The 14,729-nt window shown below is 64.1% G+C and carries 15 protein-coding genes; 4 read left to right on the forward strand and 11 right to left on the reverse strand.

Annotated features, from left to right (window positions below; genetic code table 11):
• Positions 1-25 precede the first annotated feature (25 nt).
• From FAZ11_RS19170 to FAZ11_RS19180, 3 genes are read left to right on the forward strand one after another with little or no spacing between them, the layout of a single operon-like run.
• Entirely contained in the window at positions 26-2,065 is a 2,040-nt protein-coding gene (locus FAZ11_RS19170; RefSeq protein ID WP_058773660.1) for a type VI secretion system Vgr family protein, read from the forward strand.
• 58 nt (positions 2,066-2,123) lie between these two features.
• Positions 2,124-4,424 carry a pesticin C-terminus-like muramidase gene (locus FAZ11_RS19175; RefSeq protein ID WP_058773661.1) on the forward strand — a complete coding sequence of 767 codons (2,301 nt, stop codon included), beginning with the start codon at positions 2,124-2,126 and terminating at the stop codon, positions 4,422-4,424.
• Between the two features lie 2 nt (positions 4,425-4,426).
• A complete protein-coding gene (locus FAZ11_RS19180; protein WP_158295281.1) occupies positions 4,427-4,834 on the forward strand; it encodes a lysozyme inhibitor LprI family protein in 408 nt (135 codons plus the stop codon).
• 265 nt (positions 4,835-5,099) lie between these two features.
• Here the strand turns inward: FAZ11_RS19180 and FAZ11_RS19185 are convergent, their stop codons facing one another.
• The gene (locus FAZ11_RS19185) at positions 5,100-5,774 is read right to left on the reverse strand and encodes a uracil-DNA glycosylase family protein (protein ID WP_058773662.1); all 675 of its coding nucleotides are present in this window, start codon (positions 5,772-5,774) and stop codon (positions 5,100-5,102) included.
• 139 nt (positions 5,775-5,913) lie between these two features.
• Here FAZ11_RS19185 and FAZ11_RS19190 point away from each other — a divergent pair, with 139 nt between their 5' ends.
• Entirely contained in the window at positions 5,914-6,291 is a 378-nt protein-coding gene (locus FAZ11_RS19190) for a glutaredoxin family protein (protein ID WP_058773663.1), read from the forward strand.
• 60 nt (positions 6,292-6,351) lie between these two features.
• On the opposite strand, the gene FAZ11_RS19195 is transcribed toward FAZ11_RS19190, so the two are convergent.
• The 10 genes from FAZ11_RS19195 to FAZ11_RS19240 form a co-directional block, all read right to left on the reverse strand.
• On the reverse strand, positions 6,352-6,900 hold the full coding sequence (locus tag FAZ11_RS19195; protein ID WP_058766913.1) for a DUF3299 domain-containing protein: 549 nt from the start codon (positions 6,898-6,900) through the stop codon (positions 6,352-6,354).
• Between the two features lie 167 nt (positions 6,901-7,067).
• The gene (locus tag FAZ11_RS19200) at positions 7,068-7,316 is read right to left on the reverse strand and encodes a GlsB/YeaQ/YmgE family stress response membrane protein (protein WP_058762286.1); all 249 of its coding nucleotides are present in this window, start codon (positions 7,314-7,316) and stop codon (positions 7,068-7,070) included.
• 125 nt (positions 7,317-7,441) lie between these two features.
• Positions 7,442-8,524 carry a 5-(carboxyamino)imidazole ribonucleotide synthase gene (locus tag FAZ11_RS19205; RefSeq protein ID WP_058773664.1) on the reverse strand — a complete coding sequence of 361 codons (1,083 nt, stop codon included), beginning with the start codon at positions 8,522-8,524 and terminating at the stop codon, positions 7,442-7,444.
• Entirely contained in the window at positions 8,521-9,015 is a 495-nt protein-coding gene (gene purE / locus FAZ11_RS19210) for a 5-(carboxyamino)imidazole ribonucleotide mutase (RefSeq protein ID WP_058766889.1), read from the reverse strand. Before purE ends, FAZ11_RS19205 begins: the two co-directional genes overlap by 4 nt.
• Positions 9,016-9,475: 460 nt before the next feature.
• Positions 9,476-10,396 (reverse strand): dihydrodipicolinate synthase family protein, encoded by a 921-nt coding sequence (locus FAZ11_RS19215; RefSeq protein WP_137279466.1) that lies wholly within the window; start codon positions 10,394-10,396, stop codon positions 9,476-9,478.
• Complete coding sequence (locus FAZ11_RS19220) at positions 10,393-11,184, reverse strand: AraC family transcriptional regulator (RefSeq protein ID WP_137279465.1); 792 nt, start codon at positions 11,182-11,184, stop codon at positions 10,393-10,395. Before FAZ11_RS19220 ends, FAZ11_RS19215 begins: the two co-directional genes overlap by 4 nt.
• Complete coding sequence (locus tag FAZ11_RS19225; protein ID WP_058773667.1) at positions 11,181-12,416, reverse strand: NAD(P)/FAD-dependent oxidoreductase; 1,236 nt, start codon at positions 12,414-12,416, stop codon at positions 11,181-11,183. Before FAZ11_RS19225 ends, FAZ11_RS19220 begins: the two co-directional genes overlap by 4 nt.
• A complete protein-coding gene (locus tag FAZ11_RS19230) occupies positions 12,413-12,649 on the reverse strand; it encodes a (2Fe-2S)-binding protein (RefSeq protein WP_058766886.1) in 237 nt (78 codons plus the stop codon). Before FAZ11_RS19230 ends, FAZ11_RS19225 begins: the two co-directional genes overlap by 4 nt.
• Positions 12,643-13,758 (reverse strand): NAD(P)/FAD-dependent oxidoreductase, encoded by a 1,116-nt coding sequence (locus FAZ11_RS19235; RefSeq protein WP_058773668.1) that lies wholly within the window; start codon positions 13,756-13,758, stop codon positions 12,643-12,645. Before FAZ11_RS19235 ends, FAZ11_RS19230 begins: the two co-directional genes overlap by 7 nt.
• On the reverse strand, positions 13,755-14,693 hold the full coding sequence (locus tag FAZ11_RS19240; protein ID WP_058773669.1) for a 4-hydroxyproline epimerase: 939 nt from the start codon (positions 14,691-14,693) through the stop codon (positions 13,755-13,757). The genes FAZ11_RS19235 and FAZ11_RS19240 overlap by 4 nt, the downstream gene beginning before the upstream one ends.
• Positions 14,694-14,729 lie beyond the last annotated feature (36 nt).

Here is a 14,729-nt window from a genome sequence, read left to right on the forward strand (position 1 = left end):
ACCTACACCGTCAGGAAGACCCCTCATGTTCAGCCCTGCCAACGCCCCTGACTTCACCCTGACCCTGCCGGGTCTCACCCATGATTTCCAGGTCCTGGCCTTCCACGGCCAGGAAGCCCTCAACGAGCCCTATCGTTTCCACGTGGAGCTGGTCAGCGAAAGAAGCGACTGGGACCTTACCCAGTTACTCCACCGACCGGCCTGGCTGAGCCTGGCCGCCAACGGTCCGGGCATCCACGGCCTGTTCGGCACCGTCACCCAGGGCGATTCCGGCACGCGGCTGACCCGCTACCTCGTCGAGCTGGTTCCGCGGCTGGCCTATCTGGCCCAACGCACCAACTCGCGCATCTTCCAGAACCTCTCGGTGCCGCAGATCCTCGGCACGCTTCTCGAGGAGCACGGCATCCTGGAGGGTGCCTACCGCCTGGCCCTGGGACCCACGCCCTATCCCGCACGCGACTACTGCGTGCAATACGGCGAAAGCGACCTGCACTTTCTCCATCGCCTGTGCGAGGAAGAAGGCATCCATTACCACTTCGAGCACCAGCCCGAGGGCGCCGTCCTGGTCTTTGGCGACGACGCCACCGGCTTTCCCCGCCTGGCCACCACCGCCTACCACCCTGGGAGCGGCCAGGTCGCCGACCGGCCGGTCATCCGTCGCCTGCAGGTGGGCCTGCAGACCCGCAGCACCCAACTGACCCTGCGCGACCAGGACCCGCTGCAACCGCGGCTGCGCCTGGAGAGCCGCAGCGACGCCGAGCAACAACCCGCGCTGGAGCACTACGGCTATTCCGCCGGCTTCCACGACCGGACCCGCGGCCAGCGACTCAGCACCCGTGGGCTGGAAGCCCTGCGTGCCGACACCCAGCTAGCCGAGGGCCAGGGCGACCAACCCAGCCTGAGCAGCGGCCACTTCCTGCCCCTCACCGAGCATCCCCGCGCGGACTGGAATCAGCTGTGGCTGCTCACCCGCCTCCAACACCAGGGCCGTCAGCCCCAGGTGCTCGAAGAAGGCCTGGGCACGCCCGGCCTGCTGCTCGAGCCGGAGGCCGATGGCTGGATCCAGGGTTATCGCAACCGCTTCCAGGCCATCCCCTGGCAACTGCCCTTCCGGCCGGCGCGGCGCCACGCCAAGCCGCGCCTGCTCGGCCAGCAGAGCGCCGTGGTCACCGGCCCGGCCGGCGAAGAGATCCACTGCGACGCCCTGGGCCGGGTCAAGGTGCAATTCCATTGGGATCGCGAAGGCCAGGCGGATGAACGCACCAGTTGCTGGCTGCGCGTCGCCAGTGGCTGGGCGGGCAACGGCCATGGCGCCCTGGCCGTGCCGCGCATCGGCATGGAGGTGCTGGTGGGCTTTCTCGAAGGCGATCCCGACCAGCCCCTGGTCACCGGCTGCCTGTACCACGCCGAGCACCGTCCGCCACTGGAACTGCCCAAGGACAAGACCCGTAGCAGCTTCAAGAGCCTGAGCAGCCCCGGCGGCGGTGGTTACAACGAGCTACGCATCGAGGATCGCCAGGGCCAGGAGGAGATCCACGTCCACGCCCAGCGCGACTGGGACGAACTCATCCGCCACGACCATCGCAGCGAGATCGGCAACGAACGCCACCAGCGGATTCGCGGCAACAGCCACAGCGAACTGCACGGCGAAGAACATCGCCTCGTCCATGGCCTGCGTAAGACCGAGGTCAAGGCCCGCGACCATCTGCTGATCGGGGGCAACCAGCACCTCAAACTGGGCACCGGCCAGTTCCTCGAAGCCGGCCAGGAGATCCATCTCAAGGCCGGCGACAAGATCGTCATCGAAGCCGGCACCGAACTCACCCTGACCGCCGGCGGCAACTTCATCAAGCTCGACCCCAGCGGCATCACCCTCTCCGGCCCCCTGGCCCGCCTCAATGCCGGCGGCTCACCCGGCAACGGCTCCGGCCTCGCCCTGCAACTGCCACGACCGCCGGGCAATGCCCATCAGGATGGCGCTGGAGATCCGAACCAGTTGGCGCTGGCTAACGAGGCTGAGCGAGAGGACGTGACGCTTCAGCGAATGCTCAAGTTCTCCGTATGACACCAGTGCCCTTCACAGGATCGGCCGCCACCAAGCGGCCTTAGCCAAGGATTGCAATATGACCGCTCCAGCTCATTCGCAGCAGCCCAAGGTGGAAAACTGGGCCTACCCCTTCAAGGCGAAGGGTGGCCAGGACGTCACCGACCCCCAGCTCTACCAGCAGGCCCTGGCCCACGCCCGCGGCGGCACCTACCTGCTGGGCAGCAATGGCCTCTGGCACGGCGGCGTGCACTTCGACGAAGGCACCGCGGCCTACCTGGACCAATCCCGCATCCACTGCATCGCCGACGGCGAGGTGGTCGCCTATCGCATCGACGCCAAGGTCCATCGCTTTGAGCCTGACGAAGGTTCGGCGCCGGAGGGCAAGACCTACGCCACCAGTTTCGTGCTGGTCCGCCATCGCCTGGAAGCGCCGCAACTGCCCGACGGCAGGGATACGCCGCCTTCATTGGTGTTCTTCAGTCTCTATATGCACCTGCTGGACTGGGCCAGCTACCAAGCCGACCTCAACCTGCCGCGACCAGCCTTCTGGGAAAACGACCGCTTCCGTGTGCAGACCCAGGGCGGAAAACTCAACGTCCGCCAAGCGCCTAGCAACAGCGCGCCCGTACACTGCGAATTGAGCAACGGGAGCTTGGTCCGCATTGAGGGAAACGGTGACTGGTGCCGGCTCACCGAGCTGCTCGACAACGGTCTGACGCCCCTCCCGGGAAGAACGCAGGTGATTCTCGGCTATGTCGCGAGACGCTATCTCAAGCCAGAGGCGACGCCCAAGGCACAGAACACCGTGGTGGTCTTGGACCAGCCTTTCCCCATCAAGGCTGGCACCTTGCTCGGCCACCCGGGGTTCTACGAAGGTCGCCAGCAGATCCACCTCGAAACCTTCAGCTGCGATGACCTCCCCGCTTTCATCGACCGCAGCCGCGCCTGGGCCACCCGCTTGCCGGAAAGCGACAAAACCCTACTGAAAATCTATGCCGGCGCCAGCAAGCTGATCACCCACAGACCCGACATCGACGCCAGCCATCCCCCACGGATCAGCGATCCAGGCGTCCAAGTAGGCGTGGATCTCATCCTCAGCCAGGCCCAACTGGATGCTCTGCCCGCTGCCGACAGGATCGTCGTACCCGCGCGAACCGAAGGGGGTATTCGCTCGCAGGAACAGCGTTGGTGGCATCTGAAAGGTCTATTAGCGGATGGTGAAGGGAAGCCGATAGCAGGGTGGCTTTGTGAGCAGGATTTTATTACTAGCAGGCATAGTCCGTGGGAGTGGGTGGATTATATCCAACTAAAAGACCTTACTTCTCCGAAATCAAAATTAGCTTACAAACTGCACATCCAAGAATTGCTAAAAAAAGAAGAAGAAGAAAAATACAAAGAACTAATTGATGAGTCTGAAAATTGTCTGATTAGAGGAAAGCTTAGCTCCATAATAGATATGGAGCACGATAGGCGAATTTCCAGCAACGAAATAAAAGATGCCTATCTAAAGCCCTGGAAAGCCCAGGCCATAGGAAGCCTTTTGGTACTTCATCAGAGTGAATGGTATTGGAGTAAAGAAAAATGGGATCAGCTAGACGGCCTGTTGAACCACGACGCTCCCACGCCAAACCCTGAATGGCAAGCAGAAAAGAGAAAGATCGAAAATATCTCTTGGATGAACAACTGTGAAAATATAAAAGGGCTATCCATTGAGGATCAGCTTTGGTGTTTTGAGCCTACCACCCTCTTGGAGCTGCTTTCGAGCTCTCAGATAATATATGAGCTTAACCTCTCAGTCATAACTCGCGGTAAAATCACGTTCGACGCCGAAGGCAATGACATCGTCGAATCACCCTACTTCAGCCGCCGGATACACTGGCCGGGCAATGATCTATCAGGTGTTACTATCGGCAGGGGTTATGACATGGGATTTAGAAGTCAAAACGAAATACTAGCCCATATGCTTCGATCAGGTGTAGAAGAATCAATGGCGCAAAAGCTTTCACTAGCGTCTAAGTTGAGGGGGCACTCGGCAAAAGATTTTGTTCGTTTGAAAAAAGAAGAAATTGGAGAAATAAGCAGAGAGCAACAAGCAGCACTGTTTAACATTATTTATCCGGAATATATTGAAAAGGCTCAATCAAACTACAATAGGTGGACGAATGAATACAGCGACAGAGTTGAATGGGGAGAACTAGACCCAAAAATCCAAGATATCTTAGTAGATTTCGTTTATCAAGGATTTACCAAAGGAGCCAATCCTATGAAGGCCGGAATGAGAAATAGCAAAGCCGAACTAATTAATTATATAGAAAACACACCCAGCATGATGCAATATGAAAGTGGCCGACGTAGAGCTCAATACCTGAGAGACTGATCGTGAAAAAAATTCTTTTCCTATTAACCCTGCTAGCTAAGCCTGCCTATTCGCAAATCGCTTCCGAAAGCATAGCGTGCTCCACTCAAGACAACAGCCAAAAAGTATATGAATGCGCGAAAGAGAACGCCCAAAATTCTGATAACGCGCTTAACAAAGAATATTCTGACTTAAAGAGAAGGATCGCTCTGAATTATGAGAGTGAACCGCAGTTAAAAGAAGAATTTCTAGCGATTCTAAATAAATCTCAAATTAATTGGATAAAACTAAGAGATTCAAATTGCCGTCTGGAGTCCTTTGAGATCGAAACAGGCACTCAGGCATTTGAGACGACCGTCAATAACTGCATAGCAGATGAGTCGACAAAAAGAACTCAATACTTAAAGAAGATTCAACCAACATTGCAATAATTGAAAAGAATAGTCAGCCTGATGGATAAGTGAAAATAGGAAACCGACCTACCTATTCAAGGTGCCAGCCCGTCTCTGGGCTTTATCACGCAGCAGCAGGTTACAAAAATCGCTTTCGCAGCTCGAAAAATTTAAAAGTTCGTTAGCCAACCAACAATAGATAAGCACTAGACAATTGAAGCCAAAATATGAAGCACCCATAGTGCGAAACCGAAAAAAAGAAGAGGGATAGATAACCCCACTAAAACTATATTTTTTAGTAAGATTATTTTTCGAGAAGAATCTTAACCCTACTTTCCAACAACCCCGGAAACCTCGTATACCACGTCTGATTCAACGGTGACGGATGCGGCAGCGGGTAAAGCGTCAGCGTCTTGCGGTTGCCATCCTCCGTTTCCAGGGTGACCTCGATACTGCTTTCGAAGCGGTCTTCGCTTTTCCAGAAGGCTTCCAGGCGGGCGCGTTCTTCCTTGGGTTGGCCGATGCCGAACCAGAGGAAGGCTTCGCGGCCGAGGGTGATGAGTTGGGTGCCGTGCCAGTGCTCCACCAGCAGCCGGCGCATCAGGGGATGAAAGGTTTTCTTCACCCGTTCCGACCAGGCTTTGTTGCCCAGCGGCTTGTAGGGCACGGTGTTGGCCCAGAAGAATTGCTGGCTGAGGCTGCGGGTGGCCTCGAAGTCGGCCGGGGGCTGGCCGTGCAGGTGCTGGTAGAGCACCTTGCGGGCGATCTGGCCGCCGCTGCCGATGAAGGGTTCGCCGTATTTCACCTCGTCTCGCCCCGGATCGCGGCCGAAGAAGCCCAGGGGCGCATCGGGGTCGCCCAGGCCGATGATGGGATCTCGCGGGTCCTTGGCGAAGTGTTCGTAGACCGGAAGATCGATACCGGGAAGATCGGCGGCGAGCTGGCGGAAGGCCTCGCGCTCTGCGGAAGACAGCGGCATGCAACAGGTCTCCATCGAGGAATTAATCCCTCCTGTAGAGCTCTGCCCTGCGGGTGACGTTCCGTAACGACTGATGGTGAGGCAGCCTGGAAGCGATAGGGTAGACTGCCCGGCTCGAACGACCTCAAGGTGAATCCCGTTGATCAATCTGCTACGCAACGGCCTCGGCCAGGTGATCGTCGGCCTGGATCTGGTGACCCGGCCGCGCAAGCTCAAGCGCAGTGAGCAAGCCCAGGCGGCCATCGAGGCGGAGCTGGCGAATCTGTCGCTCTATCAGTTCCAGGCCTGCCCTTTCTGCGTGAAGACGCGTCGGGCGCTACATCGGCTGAACCTGCCGATCCGCCTCAAGGACATCAAAAAGGACCCGCAGCTGCGCGCCGAGCTGGAACAGGGCGGTGGCCGGGTGAAGGTGCCCTGCCTGCGCATCGACGAAGGCAACCAGAGTGTGTGGATGTACGAGTCGGACGACATCATCGCCTATCTGGAGCAGCGTTACGGCGAGCGGCCGGCGGCCTAAGGGTTCCGGGACATGCAGTGGTGGACAAGGCTGCGCCGTTGTCCACCCTACCGGCGGTTGCTACAGATCGCTTTCTTCGACCTTGCGGACCTTGCTGGCGTCCAGGGTGTAGGACGCTTCGGCCAAGTCGTTGTCGACCGCCTCGGTATGCAGGGTGCCGATGACCCAATAGGGTTCATAGATATCCGGCAGCGGCACGCCCTTGGGATAGCGCACCAGCACGATCTGATTCGGTGGTGGCGGCGGGACGTGGATGCAGGCGCCCGGATAGGGCACTAGGAAGAATTCGCGGAAATTGCCCTTGGCGTCGCTTTCCAAGGGTACCGGAAAGCCCCCCAGGCGGATGGTCTTGCCATTCAAGGCCGCCACGGTACGGGTGGAGTGCATCACCGCGGGCAGGCGGCTGTCCTTCTGCTTGAGCCCGCCCGGTGCGCCGAAGCCGCCAGGAGCTTCGGGGCTGTCGTGGGTGATCTCGGGCATGGTTTCCAGGGCTCGACGGTCTTCCTTGGTGAGCAGGTCGAGCCAGTTGGTTTCCGGCGGTTCGCCCTTAGCGGCGTGAGTCAGCAGCGGCAGGCTGGCGAGCAGCAGGGTGATGAGCAGTCTGGACATGGGCAGGTAGTGGCGGCGCAAAAGATCGAGTGTGCGGTGCGGCGAGCCTAGGGTCCAGTCTTGCGCTTCAAGCCAGAACGGCGTCCACAAAAAAGCCCCCGGGTCGACAGGCGACTCCGAGGGCTGAAACCTGTGCTGCTAGGGCTTCGCCGAGGCGAAGCGCCGTCTCAGCGACGTTTGGTGATCATGCCGTAGATGAACAGCACGATGATGGCACCGACCACGGCACCGATGAAGCCTGCGCCCTGACCGGCCTGGTAGATGCCCAGTGCCTGGCCCAGGTAGGTGGCGACCACGGAGCCGACGATGCCCAGGATGATGGTCATGATCCAGCCCATGCTGTCGTCGCCCGGCTTGAGGAAGCGGGCAACCAGGCCGACGATGAGACCGATGATGATGGTTGCGATGATGCCCATGTGAAGAATCCCCTGTTTGAGTGCTGGTTAGACGGCGCGCATCTGCCGCCGTTGTAGACTCCGACAGCCGGTGGTACATCGAGGTTCAGGGGAAAACGGCTTCCGTGGGCGGAAGCCGTCTGGCATCAATCCTGGATCAGGGCTTCCAGGGTGGCGATGCGGGTCTGCAGGGTCGCGCTGTCGGCGCTGCGCAGGGTGGCATGGCCGACCTTGCGCCCGGCCTTGAAGGCCTTGCCGTAGTGGTGCAGGTGGCAGTCTTCCAGGGCGGTGACGGCGGCCACCGGCGGCACCGAGCCGATGAAGTTGACCATGGCGCTCTCGCCCACCTTGGCGGTGGAGCCCAGCGGCAGCCCGGCCACGGCGCGCAGGTGATTCTCGAACTGGCTGCACTCGGCGCCTTCGATGGTCCAGTGCCCGGAGTTGTGCACCCGCGGGGCGATCTCGTTGGCCTTGAGGCCACCCTCGACCTCGAAGAATTCGAAGGCCAGCACGCCGACATAGTCGAGTTGTTCCAGCACGCGCCGGGCGTAGTCTTCGGCCAGGGCCTGCAGGGGATGGTCGGAGCTGGCCACCGACAGCCGCAGGATGCCGCTCTCGTGGGTGTTGTGCACCAGCGGATAGCTGCGCACCTCGCCGTCGCGACCGCGCACGGCCACCAGGGAGACTTCCCCGGTGAAGGGCACGAAGCCTTCCAGCAGCAGCGGCACGCTGCCCAGTTCGGCGAAGGCGCCGATCACGTCTTCCGGCTGGCGCAGGACCTTCTGGCCCTTGCCGTCGTAGCCCAGGGTGCGGGTCTTGAGCACCGCTGGCAGACCGATGCGGGCCACGGCGGCGTCCAGGTCGGCCTGGGAGAGCACGTCGGCGAAGGCCGGGGTGGGAATGCCCAGGTCACGGAACATGGACTTCTCGAACAGCCGATCCCGGGCGATGCGCAGGGCTTCGGCGGACGGATAGACCGGTACAAACTGCGAGAGGAAGGCCACGGTCTCGGCCGGAACGCTCTCGAATTCGAAGGTGACCAGGTCGACTTCGTCGGCCAGCTGGCGCAGGTGGTCCTGGTCGCCGTAGTCGGCGCGCAGGTGCTCGCCGAGCGCCGCGGCGCAGGCGTCCGGGGCCGGGTCGAGGAAGGCGAAGTTCATGCCCAGCGGCGTGCCGGCCAGGGCGAGCATGCGGCCCAATTGGCCGCCACCGATGACGCCGATCTTCATGCCTGGTCCCTCGGATCGGGGTTGTCCAGCACGGTGCGGGTCTGCTCGTCGCGGAAGGCGTTCAGCCGCTCGTGGTACTCGGGGTACTTGCCGCCGAGAATGCTGGCGGACAGCAGCGCGGCATTGATGGCGCCAGCCTTGCCGATGGCCAGGGTGGCGACCGGTACGCCCGCGGGCATCTGCACGATGGACAGCAGGGAGTCGACGCCCGAGAGCATGGAGGACTGCACCGGCACGCCGAGCACCGGCAGATGGGTCTTGGCGGCGCACATGCCCGGGAGGTGGGCGGCGCCACCGGCCCCGGCGATGATCACCTCGATCCCGCGTCCGGCAGCCTCTTCGGCGTACTGGAACAGCAAATCGGGGGTGCGGTGGGCGGAGACCACCTTCACTTCGTGGGGAATGCCCAGCTTGTCCAGCATGTCGGCGGTGTGGCTCAGGGTGGACCAGTCGGACTTGGAGCCCATGATCACGCCTACGAGTGCGCTCATCGTCGTGCCTCTGAAATGAAGAAGCCACGCGGCGGACGTGGCTTGGGAAATGAGCGGCTTAGTATAGACGAAAGCGGGGCGGAGAGCGCCTTGCCAGGGATAGCTCCTGTCGGCTGGAAGACCGAACGTGGCGTCTTTGAGATGGACGGCGATCCAAGGCGAAAAACGCGGGCAGGATATCTGGGTGAATGAGGTGGGATTGGGGTGAGGAGCGCCCTCACCCCAGCCCTCTCCCGCAGGCGGGAGAGGGGGTGGAGCGGCGTGGCATGAGGGCGTTGGTGTCTATCTTGGCCATAGCGGTTCGCCGCTGCGAACGCTCCTATAGGCCGCCGTAGGTTGGGTTGAGCGCAGCGAAGCCCAACAGTGTCTCGGGGCCCAGGCCCTGTTGGGCTTCGACGATAGAGCCGTCTCAACCCAACCTACGGCCTATCGCGGCCATGGCCGCGATTGAGGCCTGGCCTCAGATCCCCACGTCCGGCAGTTGCGGCCGGGTTTCCAGCGCCTTGGTCATCAGGCGTTCGACGAAGGTGCGATCCGCGTCCGGCAGGGCCAGGCGGGGTGGCCGGGTCAGGGCGCTGCCGCGGCCGGCGAGTTCTTCGCAGAGTTTGATGCACTGCACCAGGTCCGGGCGGGCGTCGAGGTGCAGCAGCGGCATGAACCATTCGTAGAGCGGCATGGCTTCGGCGAAGCGGCCGGCCTTGGCCAGGCGGAAGATGGTTTCGCCTTCGGTGGGGAAGATGTTGGACATGCCCGAGACCCAGCCCTCGGCGCCCACGGCGATGCTTTCCAGCACCACGTCGTCGAGACCGGCGAAGAGCACGAAGCGGTCGCCCACCTCGTTGCGCACGTCGATGAAGCGGCGGGTGTCGCCGGAGGAATCCTTGAAGCAGACGATGTTGTCGACGTCGGCCAGGGAGATGAGGATGTCCGGGGTGACGTCGTTTTTATAGATGGGCGGGTTGTTGTAGACCATCAGCGGCAGGTCGAGGGCGCTGGCCACGCTGCGGAAGTGGGCCGCGGTCTCGTGGGGTTTGGCCGAATAGACCAGAGCCGGCATGAGCATGATGCCGTCGGCGCCGGCGCGACCCACCGCCTGGGCGGTGCGGGTGGCATTGAGGCTGGTGAATTCGGCCACGCCGCAGATCACCGGCACGCGACCGCCGGCGGCGTCCTTGGCCACTTCCACCAGGGAGATCTTCTCGTCCAGGGTCAGGGAGGTGTTCTCGCCCACGGTACCGCACATCACCAGGCCGGAGACGCCGTCGCGCACCAGGTTGCTGATCACGCCGTGGGTCTTCTCCAGGTTGACCGAGAAGTCGTCGTTGAATTGGGTGGTGACGGCGGGAAAGACGCCGCTCCAGTTGACGCGGGGAGTGCTCATGCGGGGGTTTCCTCCAGACGGGAACGGGGCTTGAGAGAGTCGCGGTATTGCCGGGGCGACAGGCCGGTGAGACGGCGGAACTGGCGACTGAAGGCGCTGTGGTCGGTGTAGCCACAGGCCAGGGCCACCTCGGTGACGGGCAGGTCGCGGGCCAGCAGGCGTGAGGCGGCATCGAGCCGGGCCTTGTGCAGCAGTTGCTGGGGCGTGAGGCGCAGGATGCGCTTGCACTGGCGTTCCAGCTGGGAGACCGACAGGCCCACCCGTTGGCTCAGCTCGCCCACCGAGAGCGGCTGGGCGTAGTGCTCGCGTAGGTAGCGATCGACCTCGGCCACCTTGGCGTGGGCCGGATGATCGGCGGCCGGCGCCTGCAGATCGTGGGAGATGCCGGCCATGCCCATCAGCCGGCCCTGGGCGTTGTGCAGCGGCAGCTTGCGGGTCAGGCACCAGCCCGGGGTGCGACCGGCGTAGAGGTGTAGTTCCAATTGGTCGTCCAGCGCCAGGCCTTCGCGCAGCACGCGGCGATCCTGTTCGGCGTAGGCGCCGCCCAGGGGTGCGGGAAAGACTTCCTCGGCGGTCTTGCCGAGCAGTTCGGCGACGCTCTCGCAGCCGCAACGTTGAGCCAGGGTCAGGTTGACCAGCACATAGCGCGCCTCCAGGTCCTTGACGAAGAACACCACGCCGGGGATGGCGTCGAGCAGCGGCGCCACCAGGCTCAGGCTGGCGAGCAGCGCGGGCAGATCGGCGGGGCGGGTACGGCTCAGGGCGTCCAGGTGGGCGGCGGCGTTCATGCGTCGTCCTCGGTCAGGGTCAGGAGGCTGTCGATACGGGTGGGTTGTAGTGGAAAACGGGGCGTGGGCGGCGTCCAGCCCAGTAGCACCCGGGTGGCCTGACCGCAGATACGGCCCTGGCAGGCGCCCATGCCGCAGCGGCTGCGCAGCTTGGCCTGCGTCCAGTCGGCATGACCGATCAGGGCGCCGAGGGGCACGTCTTCGCAGCGGCAGACCAGGGTGTCCGGCTGGGCCAGCCGGGCGATGGCGGGATTGAGGGCGAAGGTCCGGGCCAGCTGGGTGGCGAAGCGGCGCCAGGCGCGGGCCTCGGACTGCACGGCATGGGCCGCGTCGAGCTGACCGGAGGCGACCAGCCCGGCAATGCGGCCGGTGGCCTGGGCCAGTTCGTTACCGCCGATGCCGGTGCATTCGCCGGCCGCGAGGATATGCGGCTGAGCGGTGCGCTGCAGGTCATCCACGGCCACGGCGCCGTCCAGGGTCGTGCAGCCCAGGCTCTGGGCCAGCTCGACATTGGGCACCAGGCCATAGCCACAGGCCAGGCGGTCGCAGGCCACTTCCCAGCGCCGTTCGCCTTGGCGCAGGCGCACGGCCTCGAGGCGATCGGTGCCGAGGGCGGCTTCGACCCAGGTGCCGGGGCTATAGCGGAGAGTAGCCAGGGTCAGCGCCTGGCGCAGCTTGTTCGGCCAGCGCCAGAGCCCCAGGCCGAAATCGCGCACGGCGCGGCGCGCGGCCTGCTCGGCGACCAGGGCGACGCGTGCGCCGGCCTGGCGCGCGGTGGCGGCACTGGCCAGCAACAGCGGCCCGCTGCCAGCGACGATGAGGCGCTCATCGGCGACCTCGACGCCACCCTTGATCAGCGCCTGCAGACCGCCGGCACCGGTCACGCCGGGTAGGGTCCAGCCGGGGAACGGCAGCAGCAATTCGCGGGCGCCGGTGCAGAGGATGAGGGTGTCGAACGTCAGGGTGCGACTGCCGCTGGCATCCTCCAGCAGTAACTGGCGTGGTCCCAGTACCGCCGCGACGCGGGTGCCGCTGAGCAGGGTCACGTCGGCGGGCAGACGGCCGACTTCGGCGGCGACCTGACCCACGCGGGCGCGCCAGATCTGGCCGCCGGGCAAGGGGTTGTCGTCCAGCACCATCAGGTTCAGGTCGCGACCACTGGCGGCGCGAGCGGCGGCAAGACCAGCCGGACCGGCGCCGACGATGAGCAGATCGCAGTGAGTGGTGCTCATGGCAGTCGCTCCACCTGCATGCCGTCCTCGCAGGGCGTCTGACAGGCCAGGCGGCGCCGGCCGTCGACCTGCAGCCGACATTCCTGGCAGACACCCATGCCGCAAAAGGGCGCCCGGGCTTCACCGCTCACCGAACGGCGCGCCGCTGGGTTGCCGCTTTTGGCCAGGGCGGCGGTGAGCAGGCTGCCGGGACGGATTTCCAGGCGCTCACCATCGATGAACAGGGTCAACATGCCTGGCTCCTCGTGACGCTCGCGAAACGGTCGGGAGCGAAGGGTTCCACGTGGAACGTCGGCCGCTCCGCGAAAAAGCCGGCGACGATGGCCTCGGCGGTGGCCGGCGCGGTGGTGACACCAAGGCCCTCGTGGCCGACCGCCAGCCACAGACCAGGCTGATCAGGATGGGCGCCGATCAGTGGCAGGCCATCGGGGCTGGCGGCGCGCTGACCGGTCCAGCCGCGGATCAGGTTGGTCTGCGCCAAGCCCGGTAGGAAAGCCAGGGCACGGCGCAGCAATTGACCGACCACGGCAGGTTCCACGGTGGCATCGGGCCGTTCGAATTGCCGCGACGAACCGATCAGCAACTGGCCGGTGGGTCGCGGTTGGACGTTGAAGGCGACCGAAGCGCCGCTGCTGGCATGGGCACTGGCACCGTAGCCGATCTCCACCAACTGGTGGCGAACCTGGGCGGGATAGCGATCGGTAATCAGCAGATGGCCCTTCTTGGGCACCAGCGGCAGGTCCGGGCAGAGGGTCACAGCCTGCAAGCCGGCGGCGAGCACCACGGCGTCGGCGGTCAGCCAGCGGCCGTCGTCCAGGCGCACCCGCGAGCCTTCGATGGCGCTTACCCGGGCACGCTGGAATTCGATCAGCGGCGAGCGCTGCAACAGCCAGGCGGCCACCACCGGGGCATAGAGCAAGCCATCGCCGGGCACCTGGAGGCTGCCGGCCAGGGCGGTGAGCGCCGGTTCGGCGGCGGCGGTGGCCGCCGCGTTCAGCGGCTGATTGGCGATACCCTGGGCGTCCAGCCGCTGGCGCTTCTGCTCGATGAGGTCGAGTTCGGCGGCATCGCGGGCGAGCCAAAGGGTGCCGCAGTTGCGGTAGTCGGCGGCGCTGGGCAACTGGGGCACCAGCTCGCGCCAGAGCGCCAGGGAGCGGGCGCTCAGGGTCAATTCGGCGGGGTCGTCGTCCATCACCACCAGGTGGCCCATGCCCGCGGCGGAGGCGCCGGGCAGGCCGGCGTCCAGCACCCGCACGCGGCAACCGCGCGCGGCCAGGGCAGCGGCGCAGCTGGCACCGATGATGCCGGCGCCGACGACGAGGACGTCCGCCACCGGCTTCACCCCGGGATACCCCAGGCGAAGGGATCGTCCTCGGCCAGCAGCAGGGTCGCTTCGGCCATGACGTGGGCGCGGCCGCGGATCACCGGCAGGATGCGGCCCTCGTCGCCGGGCTGATAATGGGCTTCGAAACGACTGCCGATGACGCTGGCCTGGCGCCAGACCGCACCGGGCGCCAAATCGCCGTCCGCCGCCAGGCAGGCCAGCTTGGCGCTGGTGCCGGTGCCGCAGGGCGAACGGTCGTAGGCGCGGCCCGGGCAGAGCACGTAGCTGCGGCTGTCGGCGCCGTCCGGGTCGTCGGCGAAGAGTTCGATGTGATCGATATGGCCGTTCTGCGCGCCGGTGATGCCGGCGGCTTCCAGGGCGCCACGCAGCGCCAGGCTGAAAGCGAGCAGGCCGTCGAGGTTGTCGGCGGCGACGCGCTGGCCGTGATCGGCACAGAGGAAGAACCAGTTGCCGCCCCAGGCGATGTCGCCGGTGACCGGGCCGTGACCGGGGATTTCCACCCGCACGGCCTGACGATAGCGATAGGCCGGGACGTTGCGCACGCTGACGCTGCCGTCGTCGTGCAGGGTGGCGGTGACGTCGCCCACCGGGGTCTCGATCAGATGATCGCCGGGACCGATCCGACCCAGGTGGGCCAGGGATACCACCAGGCCGATAGTGCCGTGGCCGCACATGCCGAGGTAGCCGACTTCATTGAAGAACACCACGCCAGCGCTGGCCTCGGGCGATACCGGCTCGCAGAGCAGCGCCCCCACCAGCACCTCATTGCCGCGCGGCTCACGCATGCAGGCGCGGCGGAAGGCATCGTGCTCGCCGGCCAGCCGGCTGCGGCGTTCGGCCATGCTGCCGTGGCCGAGATCGGGAAAACCGTCCAGCACCAGGCGGGTGGGTTCGCCGCCGGTATGGGAGTCGATGACGCGGATGCGCTGCATGGCTGACCTCCGTGAGAGAGATCCCAGTGTCGCGCA

Source organism: Pseudomonas rhizoryzae (assembly GCF_005250615.1).
Taxonomy (GTDB): Bacteria; Pseudomonadota; Gammaproteobacteria; order Pseudomonadales; family Pseudomonadaceae; genus Chryseomonas; species Chryseomonas rhizoryzae.

Excerpts from the sequence above, each read along its gene's own strand:
- FAZ11_RS19220 (WP_137279465.1), bottom strand. The coding sequence starts at position 11,184 with ATGAACGCCGCCGCCCACCTGGACGCCCTGAGCCGTACCCGCCCCGCC.
- FAZ11_RS19175 (WP_058773661.1), top strand. The coding sequence starts at position 2,124 with ATGACCGCTCCAGCTCATTCGCAGCAGCCCAAGGTGGAAAACTGGGCC.
- FAZ11_RS19240 (WP_058773669.1), bottom strand. The coding sequence starts at position 14,693 with ATGCAGCGCATCCGCGTCATCGACTCCCATACCGGCGGCGAACCCACC.
- FAZ11_RS19170 (WP_058773660.1), top strand. The coding sequence starts at position 26 with ATGTTCAGCCCTGCCAACGCCCCTGACTTCACCCTGACCCTGCCGGGT.
- purE (WP_058766889.1), bottom strand. The coding sequence starts at position 9,015 with ATGAGCGCACTCGTAGGCGTGATCATGGGCTCCAAGTCCGACTGGTCC.
- FAZ11_RS19230 (WP_058766886.1), bottom strand. The coding sequence starts at position 12,649 with ATGTTGACCCTGTTCATCGATGGTGAGCGCCTGGAAATCCGTCCCGGC.
- FAZ11_RS19200 (WP_058762286.1), bottom strand. The coding sequence starts at position 7,316 with ATGGGCATCATCGCAACCATCATCATCGGTCTCATCGTCGGCCTGGTT.
- FAZ11_RS19185 (WP_058773662.1), bottom strand. The coding sequence starts at position 5,774 with ATGCCGCTGTCTTCCGCAGAGCGCGAGGCCTTCCGCCAGCTCGCCGCC.
- FAZ11_RS19195 (WP_058766913.1), bottom strand. The coding sequence starts at position 6,900 with ATGTCCAGACTGCTCATCACCCTGCTGCTCGCCAGCCTGCCGCTGCTG.
- FAZ11_RS19225 (WP_058773667.1), bottom strand. The coding sequence starts at position 12,416 with ATGAGCACCACTCACTGCGATCTGCTCATCGTCGGCGCCGGTCCGGCT.
- FAZ11_RS19205 (WP_058773664.1), bottom strand. The coding sequence starts at position 8,524 with ATGAAGATCGGCGTCATCGGTGGCGGCCAATTGGGCCGCATGCTCGCC.
- FAZ11_RS19215 (WP_137279466.1), bottom strand. The coding sequence starts at position 10,396 with ATGAGCACTCCCCGCGTCAACTGGAGCGGCGTCTTTCCCGCCGTCACC.